The organism is Algoriphagus yeomjeoni, assembly GCF_003259505.1.
Taxonomy (GTDB): Bacteria; Bacteroidota; Bacteroidia; order Cytophagales; family Cyclobacteriaceae; genus Algoriphagus; species Algoriphagus yeomjeoni.
In genome coordinates this window covers 270,572-286,240 of sequence record NZ_QLLK01000003.1, presented here as the reverse complement: position 1 = coordinate 286,240, position 15,669 = coordinate 270,572, and the positions used below count along the sequence as shown (strand labels likewise).

Annotated in this window: 17 protein-coding genes and 1 pseudogene; 8 read left to right on the top strand and 10 right to left on the bottom strand. The window is 39.1% G+C overall.

The window, feature by feature from the left end:
* Window positions 1-4: 4 nt before the first annotated feature.
* Window positions 5-1,060: an endonuclease/exonuclease/phosphatase family protein gene (locus tag LV83_RS06805; RefSeq protein WP_111610791.1), complete on the top strand. Its 1,056-nt coding sequence runs from the start codon at window positions 5-7 to the stop codon at window positions 1,058-1,060.
* 20 nt (window positions 1,061-1,080) lie between these two features.
* On the opposite strand, the gene LV83_RS06800 is transcribed toward LV83_RS06805, so the two are convergent.
* The 4 genes from LV83_RS06800 to LV83_RS06785 are packed head-to-tail and all read right to left on the bottom strand — an operon-like array spanning window position 1,081 to window position 4,040.
* Window positions 1,081-2,058, bottom strand: coding sequence for an MlaD family protein (locus LV83_RS06800; protein ID WP_111610790.1), 978 nt, complete (start codon window positions 2,056-2,058; stop codon window positions 1,081-1,083).
* Window positions 2,055-2,807: an ABC transporter ATP-binding protein gene (locus LV83_RS06795; RefSeq protein WP_111610789.1), complete on the bottom strand. Its 753-nt coding sequence runs from the start codon at window positions 2,805-2,807 to the stop codon at window positions 2,055-2,057. Before LV83_RS06795 ends, LV83_RS06800 begins: the two co-directional genes overlap by 4 nt.
* A gap of 3 nt (window positions 2,808-2,810) precedes the next feature.
* Complete coding sequence (locus LV83_RS06790) at window positions 2,811-3,608, bottom strand: MlaE family ABC transporter permease (RefSeq protein WP_111610788.1); 798 nt, start codon at window positions 3,606-3,608, stop codon at window positions 2,811-2,813.
* A 60-nt stretch (window positions 3,609-3,668) separates the two neighbouring features.
* Complete coding sequence (locus LV83_RS06785; protein WP_111610787.1) at window positions 3,669-4,040, bottom strand: response regulator; 372 nt, start codon at window positions 4,038-4,040, stop codon at window positions 3,669-3,671.
* An 883-nt stretch (window positions 4,041-4,923) separates the two neighbouring features.
* Here LV83_RS06785 and LV83_RS06780 point away from each other — a divergent pair.
* The gene (locus LV83_RS06780) at window positions 4,924-5,379 is read left to right on the top strand and encodes a YciI family protein (protein WP_111610786.1); all 456 of its coding nucleotides are present in this window, start codon (window positions 4,924-4,926) and stop codon (window positions 5,377-5,379) included.
* Here LV83_RS06780 and LV83_RS06775 read toward each other — a convergent pair.
* Complete coding sequence (locus LV83_RS06775; protein WP_111610785.1) at window positions 5,376-6,290, bottom strand: glutaminase; 915 nt, start codon at window positions 6,288-6,290, stop codon at window positions 5,376-5,378. The two genes, LV83_RS06780 and LV83_RS06775, sit on opposite strands and share 4 nt — an antisense overlap.
* Before the next feature lie 244 nt (window positions 6,291-6,534).
* Here LV83_RS06775 and LV83_RS06770 point away from each other — a divergent pair, with 244 nt between their 5' ends.
* From LV83_RS06770 to typA, 5 genes are all read left to right on the top strand, one after another.
* Complete coding sequence (locus tag LV83_RS06770; protein ID WP_111610784.1) at window positions 6,535-6,882, top strand: PadR family transcriptional regulator; 348 nt, start codon at window positions 6,535-6,537, stop codon at window positions 6,880-6,882.
* Window positions 6,883-6,895: 13 nt separating this feature from the next.
* Window positions 6,896-7,582: a hypothetical protein gene (locus tag LV83_RS06765; protein ID WP_111610783.1), complete on the top strand. Its 687-nt coding sequence runs from the start codon at window positions 6,896-6,898 to the stop codon at window positions 7,580-7,582.
* Complete coding sequence (locus LV83_RS06760; protein WP_111610782.1) at window positions 7,579-8,196, top strand: hypothetical protein; 618 nt, start codon at window positions 7,579-7,581, stop codon at window positions 8,194-8,196. The genes LV83_RS06765 and LV83_RS06760 overlap by 4 nt, the downstream gene beginning before the upstream one ends.
* A complete protein-coding gene (locus LV83_RS06755) occupies window positions 8,193-8,891 on the top strand; it encodes a hypothetical protein (protein ID WP_111610781.1) in 699 nt (232 codons plus the stop codon). Before LV83_RS06760 ends, LV83_RS06755 begins: the two co-directional genes overlap by 4 nt.
* A gap of 141 nt (window positions 8,892-9,032) precedes the next feature.
* Complete coding sequence (gene typA / locus LV83_RS06750; RefSeq protein WP_111610780.1) at window positions 9,033-10,838, top strand: translational GTPase TypA; 1,806 nt, start codon at window positions 9,033-9,035, stop codon at window positions 10,836-10,838.
* A gap of 69 nt (window positions 10,839-10,907) precedes the next feature.
* On the opposite strand, the gene LV83_RS06745 is transcribed toward typA, so the two are convergent.
* The 3 genes from LV83_RS06745 to LV83_RS06735 are packed head-to-tail and all read right to left on the bottom strand — an operon-like array spanning window position 10,908 to window position 13,394.
* Window positions 10,908-11,981: a hypothetical protein gene (locus LV83_RS06745; RefSeq protein WP_111610779.1), complete on the bottom strand. Its 1,074-nt coding sequence runs from the start codon at window positions 11,979-11,981 to the stop codon at window positions 10,908-10,910.
* The gene (locus tag LV83_RS06740; protein ID WP_111610778.1) at window positions 11,926-13,095 is read right to left on the bottom strand and encodes a DUF4221 family protein; all 1,170 of its coding nucleotides are present in this window, start codon (window positions 13,093-13,095) and stop codon (window positions 11,926-11,928) included. Before LV83_RS06740 ends, LV83_RS06745 begins: the two co-directional genes overlap by 56 nt.
* Before the next feature lie 38 nt (window positions 13,096-13,133).
* On the bottom strand, window positions 13,134-13,394 hold the full coding sequence (locus LV83_RS06735) for a hypothetical protein (protein WP_111610777.1): 261 nt from the start codon (window positions 13,392-13,394) through the stop codon (window positions 13,134-13,136).
* A 165-nt stretch (window positions 13,395-13,559) separates the two neighbouring features.
* Between LV83_RS06735 and LV83_RS21780 the strand changes: the two are divergent.
* Window positions 13,560-13,667: pseudogene (locus tag LV83_RS21780) on the top strand (hypothetical protein); the annotation flags it as partial.
* Between the two features lie 164 nt (window positions 13,668-13,831).
* On the opposite strand, the gene LV83_RS06730 reads toward LV83_RS21780, so the two are convergent.
* Both LV83_RS06730 and LV83_RS06725 read right to left on the bottom strand, forming a co-directional pair.
* Window positions 13,832-14,539, bottom strand: coding sequence for an SIMPL domain-containing protein (locus LV83_RS06730; protein WP_158530528.1), 708 nt, complete (start codon window positions 14,537-14,539; stop codon window positions 13,832-13,834).
* A 20-nt stretch (window positions 14,540-14,559) separates the two neighbouring features.
* Entirely contained in the window at window positions 14,560-15,546 is a 987-nt protein-coding gene (locus LV83_RS06725; RefSeq protein ID WP_111610775.1) for an aldo/keto reductase, read from the bottom strand.
* Window positions 15,547-15,669 lie beyond the last annotated feature (123 nt).

Here is a 15,669-nt window from a genome sequence, read left to right as displayed (position 1 = left end):
GTTCATGGGGCTATTCATACTTCGATTATTCACCGCATTTTTTATTCTAGCTACATTTTTTCCTTTGGTCAAATTAGACTTTTGGTGGATAAGAGTATTTGATTACCCTAGACTTCAAAAATTTGTTTTCACCTTGATTTTAATTGTTTGTTGGACCTTCACTTTGACCGTAGAATCAACTCCAGAGCCCTTCTATTGGATTTTCGCACTAACGGTTACTTCAGCCTACCTTCTGAGTAAAGTATGGCCATTCACTCCATTGGGCAAGAAAATGATAGAAACCGTCCCTTATTCAGAAGAGGCAGGAATAAATATACTTGTGGGTAATGTCTATCAATACAATAAGGAATATAGCAAAGCTGTAAGTTTGGTTAGTGATGTAAATCCGGATTTGATATTCTTTGTAGAAACAGATAAAGCCTGGGAAAAGGGTCTTTCAGAAATAGAAAAAAACTATCCCGCTCAAGTCAAAATCCCCTTAGACAATACTTATGGGTTACTACTCTATACCCGAATGGAAATCGTACGGCAGGAAATAAATTACCTGATTGATGAAGAAATCCCTTCGTTGGAATTGGATATCAAGCTCCGAAATGGGGAAATAATTACCATATATGCGATTCATCCCACACCTCCCGTACCAGGAGAAAATGAAAAAAGTACCGAGAGAGATGCTGAAATATTGATGGTAGGAAAAAAATCCAAAGAAAACCCGAAGCCTTCTTTAGTCATCGGAGATTTGAATGATGTGGCATGGAGCTATACTACGGAGCTATTTTTGAAAAACTCTGAGATGGCTGATCCTCGCCGAGGAAGAGGCTTATTCAATACCTTTCATGCAAAAGTACCTTTGTTCCGTTGGCCTTTGGACCATATCTTTTTAAGCAAACACTTCGGTTTGGCTAGCTTGAAAGTTCAAAAAGGAATCGGCTCAGACCATTTTCCAATAAGCTTAAAAGCTGTTTTAACTCCGTCAAATGATACAGAAACGATGAAAGCAAATGGATCCGAAAAAGAAGAAGCCCGCGAAAAAATTTCCCGCGGGCTTGAAGAGGATTAACTACAACTTTTCTTTTTCTCTTAGTTGTTCTCTTTTTCTTCAGCTTTTTGCTTACGTTTAAAGCCTTTATTAAATGGCCAGGTATACTCCAGTGCTTCCATTCCACGATTCAGATTGTAAGTGGCAGAATCAGTATTCTCCAGCGTGCTTTTCAAGGTTTCGGCAAATTCTGGATCGTTCAATAACATTCCAAAAGAATTATTAGGATCATTAAACTTATCAGTGATTGCACTCAGTTTCTGAGTCATTTCCTCTGAATTAGCAGCAGTTTGTTTGAAACTTTCCATAGTTTGCTTCAGCTCACTAGCCATGGTCGTATCCGTAACTAGATCGTTGAAAAGATTGCCTTCTTGATTCAATTTTTTAGTGAAGTTCTGAAGCTCAGCAATCATGCGATTACTGTTTATTGAAGCTTGATCAAGGTTTTTGACTATTGCTCTAAAGCTTTCTGCCAATAGAGAGTCTGTCAACGCTGCTCCTACCATTCCTTCTCCTTCAGCCAATTTGCTTGTAAGATTCTTAAGGTTTCCTGTAATTTCTACCAGATTCTCATTATTCACCTGAAGTGTTTCCATCATCTGATCGGTATCCAGCGGCATTACTGACTCCAGTCTGTCTCCGTCTTCTACCGGCGGCGCCATAGTGGTACCCCCATAGATCATAATGATTTTGTTGCCGATCAACCCATCGGAACTGATTGTAGCTTTGGAATCTTTCCTGATAAATTCCACTACCTCTTGCTCCACGTTCATTTCTATTTCTACCTGGGAGTCTCCGTAAAAGTTGATTTTACGCACTGTTCCGATTTTCACTCCAGAAAACCAGATATTATTGCCCGCCTGTAAACCCCCGATGTCATCAAATACAGCTTTAAGCTGTATCGATTTGACAAATTTTTTCTGCTGACCTCCAAGTGTCAGAATTCCTGCCACAAGTATCGCTATGCCTATAAAGACAAAAATCCCTACAATGACTGATCTCTTATTTTCGCCTCTCATGAGTTGATAAAATTATAATCGTAAAATGATTTTATACGTTTGTCCTCTGCGTGAGGAAATACTTCTTCAAATGTCCCGACAGCATCAAATTGTCCATCCAACAATACTGCTTGACGATCCCCAGTCACTTTGGCACAGGTCAAATCGTGCGTAATCACAATGGACGACGTGTTGTACTCTTCACGTACCTGCACGATCAGATTATTGATATCCATGCAAGTGATGGGATCAAGACCAGCGGTAGGTTCATCGTAAAGCATTATTTCCGGTTCCAGAATTAACGTCCGAGCTACACCGATTCTTTTCTTCTGACCGCCGGAAAGTTCGGATGGCATTTGATTGATTGATTGCGGTAAGCCCACACTATCGAGAAGCCCTTCGATTTTCTTATCTTTTTCCTTTCTTGACAGGTTTTTGATATTTCTGACTAAAGGAAACTCCAAGTTTTCCTTCACCGTCATACTGTCGTAGAGTGCTGAATTCTGAAAAGAAAAGCCGATTTTCAATCTTAACTTGTTCAATTCTTTCACTCCTAGGTTTGCCACATCCTTTCCCAGAACTCTCATAGCTCCTGAATCCTGCTTCAAAAGACCTACCATAATTTTAATCAAGACAGATTTACCTGAACCTGATTTTCCCAAAACTACAAGGTTTTCCCCTTTTAACAGATCCAAATCTACTCCCTTCAGTACATCCAGGTCACCGAATGACTTCATCAAATTGCGCGCTTCTATTACTTTCTCTTCCATGGCTTACATCATTCGAATTGCATTCACAATCTGAAGAACCAGTAGCTCTTCAATAAATATCAGGAACATCGCCATGACCACCGCAGCATTTGCTGCACGGCCAACGCCCTCTGTTCCTTTGGAAGAATTATATCCTTTATAACATCCTACTATTCCTATAGTGAAGCCAAAGAGCAATGCCTTCAACACGGATGAAATGATATCCAGAAAACTGATTGCATCAAAAACCTGAATGAAAAAGGTGAGCATACTCACATTTTCGTTAGCATTCACACTTAGAAAAGACCCCATCAAGGCTACAAAATCTGTAAACATTACCAGCACAGGAATCATAAAGGTGGTAGCTAATACGCGAGTTACCACCAAAAACTTGAAAGGGTTGGTAGCCGAAACTTCCATCGCGTCAATCTGCTCGGTTACCTTCATGGAACCGATCTCTGCGCCGATGCTTGAACCGACTTTACCCGCAGCGATTAATGCCGTCACCAATGGACCCATCGCACGAACTACTGCAATTGAAATCAAAGAAGGCAGCCAAGAGGTTGCACCAAATTCTGATAAGGAAGGTCGGGATTGATTTGTAAACACAATACCTACGATGAATCCAGTCAACGCAATCAAAGGCAATGATTCTACACCAATACGATAGCACTGGTGCACCACCTCTTTAAATTCATAAGGAGGTATAAAAACTTCCTTGAAAAACCTTCGCACAAAGTTCCAAGCGTCCGCCAGTCCGGTAAAAAACTTATCTATTTTCTTTGAAAGCAGGGGCTTTCTATCTTCTGCTTTTTCAGTCATACATTCTTTCTGATGGCTCGAAATTAATTAAATTATTGATAAGGATAGTTCTAAAATAGTTCAAAGTCCAAGGATTGCTCTCAAGTCAGATTCGCTTAAGGGCTTTTCGAAAATTTCACTAATTCGTATATCCGAAGTCGCCCGCTGATATTGCTCCGAGTCCACTGAGCCTGATTGTAAAATCACACGCGAATCAGGACTAAATTTAGAAGCCTCTTCCACGAATTCCCATCCACTCATTTCAGGTAAATTCAAATCCGACAAAATTAAATCCACAGATTCAGACTTCAGATATTCTAAGGCTTTATCAGGCATATCAAAATAAACAATTTCAATTCCTGGATTAATTTTGATCAGTCTTTTCTCAAGTAAAATTTTCTGAATCCTATCGTCATCAAGCAAAAGTATTTTATAGATCGCTGTTGATTGCATACAAAATTGAAATGGTTAGGGAGATGGATTAATAAAGCGAAAATTAAAAAAATCTGAATTAAAACTCATTAGTTGACTCAACACGAATAAAACAAATACAGTTCGGAGTAATGCTCACAACAACATTACTAATGGTAATTATTAAAATTAGGTAGTTTTTAATTTCTCCAACACCTCTTAGTTCTGCAAACCATTGATGCGGGATTTTTAGCCTAATCTAATCTTTTTAGCCCAAGCAAATTACGTTAACCCTAAACCACCTTTAATACACATATAATCAATCACTTAAGGCATTTAATACTAAGTAAAGATTACTAAGCAAGTAGACGTTTTTTTGGAACTAGAAAGTTGCTGTAAGAAAACGAGCTTATGCCTGACAGTATAATATTCTGTATTTGGGACATCGCTTTTCTACTTCAAAGTAGGCTTAAATCCTAGCTAGTTGGTTAAGGTTTGAGACCCAGTTATTGTGAAATCTGTGATAATAAAAAGACGAAATACCCTGAGCTTCCCCTTCTAGTTATCTGTCAAATTGCTTCTATTTTCAACTATTCAAAAGTCAAAAAGAAAAGCTTTAGACCTCATTGAAAAACTGAAAATGGGTGAAGAACTCTGTGCCAAACCATTAGCTTTTGCTTGTTAAAGATTTATTTTCCCCTTCTGATTCTAGAGAAAATTAAGCTGAATCAACAGTAAGAACCATACTCAATCCGCCCCTATCTAATCCCAATTTGGGCAAAGTGGAGCGAGAAATATTTACAACTTTGACTTGCCAAACCACTCTACCAGATCCTATTCAATTAGGAATAAATTACTACATTCGATCAAATTCTTGGCTTCACTTTCCTCCAGAAAAGCAACGCATTTAAAAACTTAATTCTCTATGAAAAAGCTTCTATTTATATTAATTATTTCACTTTACGGATCCTCCTATTCACATGCTCAAACCGCCAAATATGACGAAGCTCTTGCTTCCGAAGTTGGTGCCGATGAATACGGAATGAAGAAATATGTCATCGCTTTTCTTTACCGAGGAGATAGAGTTCAGGATTATACCGAAGAGCAAAGAACAGAGATTCAAGCTGGGCACATGGCAAATATCAACCGCTTGGCAAAAGAAGGAAAAATGGTAATGGCTGGTCCTTTCTTTGGAAATGAGGAATTGAGAGGGCTGTTCTTCTTTGCAGTTGAAAGTCTGGAAGAGGCTGAAGAACTTACCGCATCTGACCCTGCCATCAAAGCTGGCGTACTGAAAATGGATCTGAAAGAATGGTATGGTTCTGCTGCTTTGATGATGATGGGTGACTTACACAGCAAGGTCGCGAAGGTAGAAATCTAGAATAAGGAGAAGGCTAATTTATCCGTCAAAAGCTCTAAAGCCCGAATCGATTTGACAGAATTCCCCTTTTCATTTAACTCCGGACTCCACACGGCGATGCTAAACTTATGCGGCATAACGGCCGCTACGCCACCTCCCACCCCACTTTTACCCGGCATCCCTACTCTAAAAGCAAATTCACCTGCTTCATCGTAAAAGCCACAAGTTAGCATCACGGCGTTCACGCGTCTTGCATGGCTCTCTGATAGAATCTGACGGTTGGCAAAAATGGAGTACCCATCATTTGCAAGAAAGGAAAAGGATTTTGCGAGATCTACGCAACTCATCTCCATGGCGCAATGGGAAAAATATACTTCCAGCACTTCATCGATTGGATTGTCAAAGTTCTTGAATGATTTCAGAAAATAAGCCAAAGCTGTGTTTCGCTCCCCGTGCGCCATCTCTGAATTCTTGACATCTGCATTGATTTTAACGCAGCTTTCCCCTGTCAGCTCATTGATGAAGTCTGTGATTTGATCTATTGGGTTTTCGAACTTGCTACACAGTGCATCAGTGATCACCAAAGCTCCTGCGTTGATAAATGGGTTTCTCGGGATTCCCTTCTCATATTCCAGCTGTGCAATGGAATTGAAGGGATCTCCACTTGGCTCCACATTCACCCGAGTCCATAGCTTGGAATTAAAGCGATGAAAAACCATCGTAAGCGTATGAACCTTGCTAATACTCTGAATAGAAAAGGGGACCTGATGATCTCCGACACCATATACATTCCCTTTCAGATCCACCAGCGCTATCCCAAACTGATTTGGATCTACATTGGCGATTTCAGGAATGTAGTCAGCCACTTTACCTTTTAGGTTCTCTGATTGCACCTCTTGGTACACTTCTTCTATTAGCTGCTGGTAGTCCATTCTTGAAAAGTGTGGAAATTTAGGAAAGAAAGAAAGAGTTTGTTTAGATAATTAGTCCGATGTCCGATGTCGGGTGACCGATGATCGCCGCACCAGACATCAAACATCGGGCATCGAACATCAAACGCCCATTAAAATCCTACAAAATTCCTTTCTAACAAATGCCTGTAAAAATGATGCCTCAGATTCTTATGTATATAATTTTTCTATATATTTGAAGAAGCTAGGTAAAAACAGCTATCCCATGTCCAATAACAATCTAATCAAAGGCTCGCTCCAAACCATCATTCTCAAGCTTCTGGAGGAGAATGAACGCATGTATGGCTACGAGATCACACAACGAGTAAAAGAACTGACTGAAGGTGAGATCAAGATCACCGAAGGTGCGCTCTACCCTGCACTACACAAATTGGAGGCTGAAGGGTTGCTGAGTACTGAGATCCAACAGGTGGATAACCGCGTGAGAAAATATTATAGCCTAACCAAAGACGGTCAAAAGGAAGTCACCAGTAAAATGTCTGAATTGCAGGGCTTCGTAGAAAACCTTCAGCGAATTCTGACTCCAGGTCTTAAACCAGGTTTTAACATTTGATTTTTTTTAAACTATGAGACGGCTATCAGAACAGGAACTTGATCAGGTGAAAAGAGCTATTGCAGCCAAAGATTTGACTTCGGCAGAAATTCTAATGGAGATCTATGATCATTATATAAGTCATCTGGAGGGGTTTGAAAGTTCAGATTTCGAAAGGCAACTAACCGAACTCGAAGAGCAATGGATTTCTTCCTATTGCAAAAAACTTCAATATGACCTGGAAAAATCAATCAGTAGCTCCCTTCGCTCAACACAATGGCAGGTAATCAAATCATATTTTACTTGGCCAAGGTTTATCTTCACCATTTCAATTGTGGTTATTCTAAGCCTATTAGTCAATTTGCTAACTTTCAAAGCTCAGATATTGCTTCTTTTCGGATTACCGATTGTCTACTTAGCTGGATTCGCGCTTTTCGTGAATTACCAAAACCGTGAGAGAATGTCTCCAATTAGGAATCTTCTAGATAAACATGTGAAAAAAATCACCTCCATTTTTAATTCAAAACTGACGGTTTCAATTGTCTTCCCACTTCACTTTTATAACCTCTTTCTTAATGTTCCTAGACTATTTGGATGGACAGAAATGATACCTGATTCAATCCTGAACCTATTAAGCATAGTTTTTTGCTTTTTGATGGTTTTACATTCATTGAGCATTTATGAAGCCTGGAAGATCAAATCTAAAACTGCACTGATATGAAACTCTCCCTTTCGCAAATCGCTCAAATACAGTCATCCCTCTCTGGAGGAAATATCTATTATGATGATATCAGAGCAGAATTAGTCGATCATATGGCGTCAAAAGTAGAAGACGCAATGGAAGCAGGAATGTCTTTCGAAAGGTCTTTGTCAGAAGTTAGAAAAGAGATTAAACCCTCGACTTTTCAAAGGATGATTTTGATATCCTCTCACCTAGGCTTTCTTAAAACTATAGCTTCAAATATGCTGAAAGGATCGATTCTATTGAAAAGCATTCCGCTTTTCGCAGTTTCCTTATTTTTCATCTATCTTTTTGATTGGAGCCCTGAAGTAGCGGAAAAGCATATTAAAACAATCTTCATTAGCACTACAGTAGGTTTTGCACTATTGGGGTTTTGGGGCGGGTTATTAAAAAACTCTCAAGTACTATCCGCAGGAAATACACTTTGGCTTATGATCTGTATTTCCCAGTTTGTGCTCAATCTTGATTTCATGGTTTGGCTTGGCTTATCACCTCTTGCTGCAATTTATCTGATCACTTTTATACTTTCACTTCTATTTATCGCTGGACTTTCAGAGGTTGTTTCGCAAACCAAAAAACTTAGGACAACTTGAAACTATCCCCTTCTCAAATCACCACCCTCAAAAAACTGATTTCCTACAAAGGCTATCCTGAGATCGATTTGCAATACGAGATCTTGGATCATGTGGCTTGCAAAGTGGAAGTGCTTTTGGAGAAAAATCCCGAGATGGCACTGGACGATGCTTTTCGAAAAGTGCATGGGGAGTTTGGAATTTTTGGGTTTTCTGATCTGGCTGAGTCTTATACCAAAAGCATCGAGAGGCGTTATCGAAGATTTTTCTGGGAGGAATTTGTACAGTTTTTTACGAGCTTCAGAATTATCTACCCAGCTGCTGTAGGATTTATTTTGTATTGGTTGAGTGTGAACACGAGACCATTTGGTTATGAATTGAGTTTGCCGGTTTTGGGAATGGTTTTCTTTTTAGCCGGTCTTGTGGGGATGTTTATTCACTATAGAAAAATCAGTAAAAAGCTGAAGAATTATGTCGCCTTTAAAAGCTCATTGAATGCATTTGTAATTCTAAATACACTGCTCCAATTCAATATCTATGGAATGGGTTTTCTTGAGAATCCCAATTATTCTCTTGAGTTTACTTTCCAAAGTATCAGCACCTACCTCACGCTCATAGTTGTCTTTCTGAGTTTTATCTCAGTCTTTTTAATACCTAAAGTTCTCAACAGATCCATCGCCGAAACCAGAAAGCTTCAGGCTATTTATGAGGGATAAACTAATTCTCTCATTACATTTTACAAGACTCGAATCACTTTTCAATTCACGGTATTTCAGACTTTTAACCTTAGATTTTACAATTCTATAACCTTACTCCAAAATATTATTCGTACTTTTGCGCCTTCAATCAGGCAAACCATGCAGAATATTCGGAATATCGCGATCATCGCACACGTTGACCACGGCAAAACTACACTCGTGGATAAAATCATCCACGCTTCCAAGATCTTTAGAGAGAATCAGCAATTCGACGACTTGATTCTAGACAACAATGATCTAGAGCGAGAAAGAGGAATTACCATCCTATCCAAAAACGTATCTGTACGCTACAGAGACACTAAAATCAACATTATTGACACTCCTGGTCACGCCGATTTCGGTGGTGAAGTAGAGCGGGTATTGAAGATGGCTGATGGGGTGATCCTTTTGGTGGATGCATTCGAAGGACCTATGCCACAGACCCGATTTGTATTGGGTAAGGCGCTAGACCTAGGCTTGACTCCTATCGTAGTGGTAAACAAAGTAGACAAGGAAAACTGTCGCCCTGACGAGGTTCATGAGTCAGTATGGGAATTGATGTTCAACCTAGACGCTACTGAAGAGCAATTGGAGTTCCAGACGCTTTATGGTTCGGCTAAGCAAAATTGGATGGGTCCTGATTGGAAAAACCCAACCGATTCTATTATTCCTTTGTTGGATGCAATCGTTGATCACATTCCTGCTCCAAAAATTGAAGAAGGTACTCTTCAGATGCAGATCACTTCCTTGGATTACTCCAGCTTCGTAGGTCGTATTGCGATCGGTCGAATCAAAAGAGGAACAATCAAAATAAATCAGCAAATCGCTTTGATGAAAGCTGATGGCTCAGTGAAGAAAATGAAAGTGAAAGAACTTCACACATTTGAAGGCTTGGGCAAAAATAGTGTAGAAGAAGCATTTGCAGGTGATATTTGTGCGGTGACAGGAATCGATGATTTCGAAATCGGTGATACTATCTCTGATGTGGAAAATCAAGAAGCTCTTCCTAGAATCTCTATCGATGAGCCTACGATGAATATGCTTTTCACGATCAACAACTCTCCTTTCTTCGGTAAAGAAGGAAAATTCGTGACTTCCCGTCACTTGAGAGATCGTTTGATGAAAGAAACTGAGAAAAACTTGGCACTTCGTGTAGAGCCTACCGATTCTGAGGATAAATTCCTGGTTTACGGACGTGGTATTCTTCACTTGTCAGTTTTGATCGAAACGATGAGAAGAGAAGGTTACGAGCTACAAGTAGGACAGCCTCAGGTGATCTTCAAAGAAATCGATGGTGTGAAATGCGAGCCTATCGAGACTTTGGTAGTAGATGTACCTCAGGAGACTGCAGGTAAGGTGATTGAATTGGCAACTCAGCGTAAAGGTGAATTGCTGATCATGGAGCCAAAAGGCGATCTTCAGCACTTGGAATTCAACATTCCTTCCAGAGGTTTGATCGGATTGAGAAACAACATGCTTACTGCTACGCAGGGTGAAGCAATCATGAACCACAGATTCACTGCTTATGAGCCTTTCAAAGGAACTATGCCAGGCAGAACTAACGGATCATTGATCTCTATGGAAGGCGGACAGTGTACTGCTTATGCGATCGACAAACTTCAGGACAGAGGTACTTTCTTCGTAGATCCAGGAGATGAGCTTTACACAGGTCAGGTGATCGGAGAAAATTCCCGTGACAATGACATCGTGGTAAACGTGCAGAAAGGCAAGAAATTGACCAACATGCGTGCTTCTGGTTCTGATGACAACGTGAGAATCGTACCAGCTAAGAAGTTTTCTCTGGAAGAATCTATGGAATATATCCAAAAAGATGAGTACCTAGAGATCACTCCTAAGTCTATCCGGATGAGAAAAATCTATTTGGACGAAGGAGAAAGAACTAGAATGGCAAAGAAAGACGCTTAATAGATTTTAGAACCAAGATTCTAGAGTCAAGATATCCAAATCCCTCAGGCGAAAGTTTGAGGGATTTTTTTATTGCCAACCGACGAGATCTAAAACTGGCGTTGTAATTATATAAGTAAGATCATTCACCTCTTTGAGAAAATGGACATTGCCGTTCTGATCTAAATTGAGAACACCAGCAGGAACAATTTTTTCAACAATCTTTCCATTTTTATAGACAATCAATAAATTCTTTTCAAACTCATTACTTCCGCTATCTCTATAAATTTTCAGGATTTGTATAATGAATCCATCAATGAATTGAAAGTCAATGTTGCTATCACCAACATATTTTATTCTATCCCGCATCGAAAGCGAAAAATAATCTCTAGGTTTTTCTTCCTTTAGTGAGAAATCTCTAACCCTCTGTCCCTCTATTTTAAATGTATCTAAAGAATTATTATCTAAACTCAGCCTATAAAATTCGGGTAAATTTTTAGGAAGCAAATACATATCCTGACCATTCATGTCAAAATGAGTAATATCACTCATATCCATTACAATGAGTGGCTCAAGCTTTTTATCCTCTAATGATAACTTACAGACGCACCATTCATCGGTTGATGAGTTTCTAGAAATGGAATAAAATGAGTTTTCATCTTGCTGGAAAACTTTACTATGAGATGAAAATCCATTGTTTTGGAAAAATACACTTTCAGACTTCACATCCTCCCAGGATAATTTCACAAACTCGTTTGGACTTCGCAGGTAATACAATCCTGCATTAGTAAAGTCAGGACGTGAGTAGAAATTTCTCCTGATTACAGAACCTCCCAAAGTGTCTGGCTTCATCATTGACAATATGTCAAAGTTGCCTTTCCCCTTGCTGAAGATCAATTCTCCCCTACCCAGAATATGAAAAAAGTCAACATCTTGAACAGACTGGTAATTCACCCATTCAGAAAAATCATCAGCAAAATAAAATACTGAATCTATAATTTGGTCAACTACCAATGAATCTGATTTAGCAAGAATTTGCTTTTCTTCTACACCTATCTTCTGCTGATTCTGGCAAGAAAGACAAAGTAGAAAAGCAAAAACCCAACTTCTACTTTTCAAAAAGGAATACATCAAATTTGACTTGGTCTTCATTAATTCCTTCATAATAAAAATTAGTTCTAGGTAAATACAACCCTTTTTTAGAAACAAATGCCATGTATTGATTATATACTTCAGCAGGAAATTTTTGCTCTCCAATCTTATTAAAATCACGATCGTAAATCATTACCGAAAATTCATTTTTCAGAACCGAATTTGAACCTACTAACATTTCTGGGTTATAATCTCCCCCTATATTTACAAATCTATAGTATACATTTCTCCATGAATCAAAGAATAGTAAGGGGTAATGTGAATTTGTCAAAACAGCACGAGATACGTCTTCTTGAGATAAAGCAACCGTCGAATTGAACGTATTATTCTTGTAGGCACTTTTACTGAGAACACTTTTCTTCAAGTTTAAATCAGCATCATATACAAAAAGGGAATCTATTGCTGGCCAAGACACCACAACCTCCCCCTCATCATTCACTGCCTTGGAGTGAAAAACAAAAGACTCTGGCCAAGTATGGGAAAAATACTCTGAAGGATAATTAATTTGTTTGGTAAATCTCAAAGAATCAGAATCCAAATCGATTTCAAAATTGGGATAAACTTCCTCAAAATATGCCGAGGGACTTCTAGGGCTTCTCATAGACAAATTATTAAATAAGAGGCTATTACCAAGCTTAAGCGTGGGCATTGAATTGGTAGACGCATGGTTTAGTATCTGATCAAAAATAGACTCCTCTATGATTTTAGGCTTAAAAACCTTGACCATTTCTCCAGACTCGCTTACTATCCCCGAGTTAGACAACATCATGTATGAAAAGACGAAAATACTGTCCACTGAATGAAAGGAAATCCCTTGATTTTTACTTAAAGCAATAGGTCCCTCTCTAGGCAAATCAATTCGTTTGGCGAGCTTTCCCTCAGCAAGGTTATAGACATCCAAAGAAAAATACCGATCATTCAAGATGATCAGCCCTTCACCAAAATCGAAATTTCCTATGTCAAAAAAGCGGTAATCGTAAGAGGATAAGCTATCTAGCTTTAAAACCAAACTATCAATTTTAACAAAAGCCGAATCATCAACTTCCTCCTGTACCTTAGATTCGTTGGTACAAGAAATAGATGCTAATAGGATAATAGCAATAATTAATTCTTTAGGAATTTTCATAGAAAAAAACCTTGTCCTTAAGGACAAGGGATTTAAGTTTAAATTACACTTCCACAGTCATCCGCAGGACCAGCACATGCTCCGCTAGGATCAGGGTTTGAGGAGCAGACATAAAAAGTAAATGTTCCATTTCTACCCTCACAAGCTACAGCTGTAGCTTGGCTTCCTTCCGCAGGAGCCAATGTTTGGCAATTAGGCGTAGTCGGGGGATTACACCCATCTGAAGCTCTTAATTCTGACGTCAATCCAAAGCTCATAAACAGCAGAATAAAACTGATACCTGAAATTAATTTTTTCATAATCATAAAATTTATAGAGTTGATAATAACTTTAACTCCTCCTATATATATATATATATATCAGTAAAAACAAATTAGTTTGAAGATATCAAAAACATATTCTTTGGAAAAATAGATAGTTTGTGAAGAGATTAAGATCAAAAAGCTAGACCCTGATTGTTTTTCTACCTCCAAAAGGATGAGTACCTAGAGATCACTCCTAAGTCTATCCGGATGAGAAAAATCTATTTGGACGAAGGAGAAAGAACTAGAATGGCGAAGAAAGACGCTTAAACAGATTTTAGAATCAAGATTCTAAAGTCAAGATATAGAAATCCCTCAGATGAAAGTTTGAGGGATTTTTTTGTAGGTTTTTAACGCAGAGACGAATTAGAATCACGAAGTACAAACCCTGCTGAACACCAATTTTCATAGTAACCTGAAAGAGCCGCTAACGCTTACTTCACCTTCCACTTGATCAGGATAGTATCTGTTAGATCAATACTCTTGATTTCAAAGCCTGCTGATTGCCCTTGGCTCGAACCATAACCTACAGAGTTCCCTCTTAGCATTATCCCTGGCAAACGATCAGCCTTAGAGTAAGTGATCTCTTCTATTTCTCCGAGAATTTTCCCTGTGTTTTGGGCAATTAGCTCAGCTTTAGACGTCGCATCCTGAATAGCTTCTTTAATTAGTTCTTTTTTAAGTTGCTTCAATTTCTCATCCGAGATACCAAAGCTAAAATTAAACTGCATACTTGTTCCTCCATCGGCAAAGCGATTGATTATGGCACCTAATTGTTCTTTGGAAAAAAGAAATTCAGCTTCAATCCGTTGAACACCAATAAACCCATCCTTGAAACGTGCATTGTCTGAAAACACAAAATTTTCCCGAACATTGAAGTCTGAGGTTTTGATTTTTTCTTTTTCAAACCCCAACTCTGAAAGTATAGCATACAAACTGTCGGTCTTCGTATTGAGCTGGGTGATGGCACCTCCAAACTTCGGATCTTTCGTCTCCACAGTAATATTCAAAAATCCTACATCCGGTTTTTCACTGATTTCACCGGTACCTTCTACTGAAATTGTAGTGTTTTGCGCGCTGACAACTGAAGTACTGATGAATAATACTATCAAAAAGAGGCGTGCTTTTTTTATCCCAGTCATATAGTGTAGTTTGTTTTGGTTTACCATTGCCCATGAACCTCCTCACGGATGTATTTATCATAGATAGTCTTCACCGCCACCATTTGTTCATTGGTAAAAGGAGGCAGTTGACCAGCCGCTACATTTGATTCCAATTGAGCCGACTTGGAAGCTCCGGGAATCACCACACTCACTTCATTGTACATTAGAATCCAGCGCAATGCTATTGCCGCTACGGCTTCCTCTCCTTTGAAAAGCTCTTTTAGCTCCTCTAAAGCTGGAAATGCTTTTTCTAAAGGAACTCCCGAAAATGTCTCCCCTTTGTCAAAAGCTTTTCCTTCTCGGTTAAAATGCCGATGATCATCTTTGGAGAAAGTTGTTTCAGGGGTGATTTTTCCCGAGAGCAGTCCACTGGCCAACGGAACCCGAACAATCAATCCTATATTTTTGGCAGAAGCAAGCGCAAAAAGCTCTTCAGCCGGTTTCTGCCGAAACATATTGAATATTACCTGAACTGTTGATACAATATCATATTCCATGGCAATTTTAGCTTCCTCCACTTTCTCCACACTGACGCCCATTGCAGCTATTTTTCCCTCAGCTCGCAATTTCTCAAATAGGCCAAAAACCTCATCTCGCTTGTATACCGAAGTGGGTGGGCAATGCAGCTGAATTAAATCCAGACGATTCAAGCCAGTATTCCTCAGACTATCCTCCACATGACGACGTAGTTTTTCGACAGAATACGTTTCATTGATATGAGGCTGAATCCGTCTTCCACATTTGGTAGCCACATAGACCTTCTCTGATCTTTGCCTCACAGCCTCTCCTACCGCTGCCTCGCTGAGTCCCGCATCATACACATCCGCCGTATCGATAAAATTAATCCCCTTATCAAATGCAGCATGTAGAATATCTTCGGCAATCTTTGGATTAAAAGGGCTTCCCCAGCCACCACCTACTTGCCATGTTCCCAGGCCGATTTCTGATACTTGCCATCCGGTATTTCCTAAGATTCTATAATTCATAGTAAGTGTTTTATTGAAAAAAGGGAGTTAAAATTCAAAAGGAAGGCAAAAAATCGCCTGATTATCTAAAAGTAATTTAAATTTTTATCTTTAGAATCACGGTTAATCCTGATTTTTGTCCGT

Excerpts from the sequence above, each read along its gene's own strand:
- LV83_RS06800 (WP_111610790.1), bottom strand. The coding sequence starts at position 2,058 with ATGAGAGGCGAAAATAAGAGATCAGTCATTGTAGGGATTTTTGTCTTT.
- LV83_RS06795 (WP_111610789.1), bottom strand. The coding sequence starts at position 2,807 with ATGGAAGAGAAAGTAATAGAAGCGCGCAATTTGATGAAGTCATTCGGT.
- LV83_RS06765 (WP_111610783.1), top strand. The coding sequence starts at position 6,896 with ATGAGACGGCTATCAGAACAGGAACTTGATCAGGTGAAAAGAGCTATT.
- LV83_RS06780 (WP_111610786.1), top strand. The coding sequence starts at position 4,924 with ATGAAAAAGCTTCTATTTATATTAATTATTTCACTTTACGGATCCTCC.
- LV83_RS06760 (WP_111610782.1), top strand. The coding sequence starts at position 7,579 with ATGAAACTCTCCCTTTCGCAAATCGCTCAAATACAGTCATCCCTCTCT.
- LV83_RS06785 (WP_111610787.1), bottom strand. The coding sequence starts at position 4,040 with ATGCAATCAACAGCGATCTATAAAATACTTTTGCTTGATGACGATAGG.
- LV83_RS06725 (WP_111610775.1), bottom strand. The coding sequence starts at position 15,546 with ATGAATTATAGAATCTTAGGAAATACCGGATGGCAAGTATCAGAAATC.
- LV83_RS06805 (WP_111610791.1), top strand. The coding sequence starts at position 5 with ATGGGGCTATTCATACTTCGATTATTCACCGCATTTTTTATTCTAGCT.
- LV83_RS06740 (WP_111610778.1), bottom strand. The coding sequence starts at position 13,095 with ATGAAAATTCCTAAAGAATTAATTATTGCTATTATCCTATTAGCATCT.
- LV83_RS06775 (WP_111610785.1), bottom strand. The coding sequence starts at position 6,290 with ATGGACTACCAGCAGCTAATAGAAGAAGTGTACCAAGAGGTGCAATCA.
- LV83_RS06735 (WP_111610777.1), bottom strand. The coding sequence starts at position 13,394 with ATGAAAAAATTAATTTCAGGTATCAGTTTTATTCTGCTGTTTATGAGC.
- typA (WP_111610780.1), top strand. The coding sequence starts at position 9,033 with ATGCAGAATATTCGGAATATCGCGATCATCGCACACGTTGACCACGGC.
- LV83_RS06730 (WP_158530528.1), bottom strand. The coding sequence starts at position 14,539 with ATGACTGGGATAAAAAAAGCACGCCTCTTTTTGATAGTATTATTCATC.
- LV83_RS06790 (WP_111610788.1), bottom strand. The coding sequence starts at position 3,608 with ATGACTGAAAAAGCAGAAGATAGAAAGCCCCTGCTTTCAAAGAAAATA.
- LV83_RS06770 (WP_111610784.1), top strand. The coding sequence starts at position 6,535 with ATGTCCAATAACAATCTAATCAAAGGCTCGCTCCAAACCATCATTCTC.
- LV83_RS06745 (WP_111610779.1), bottom strand. The coding sequence starts at position 11,981 with ATGAAGGAATTAATGAAGACCAAGTCAAATTTGATGTATTCCTTTTTG.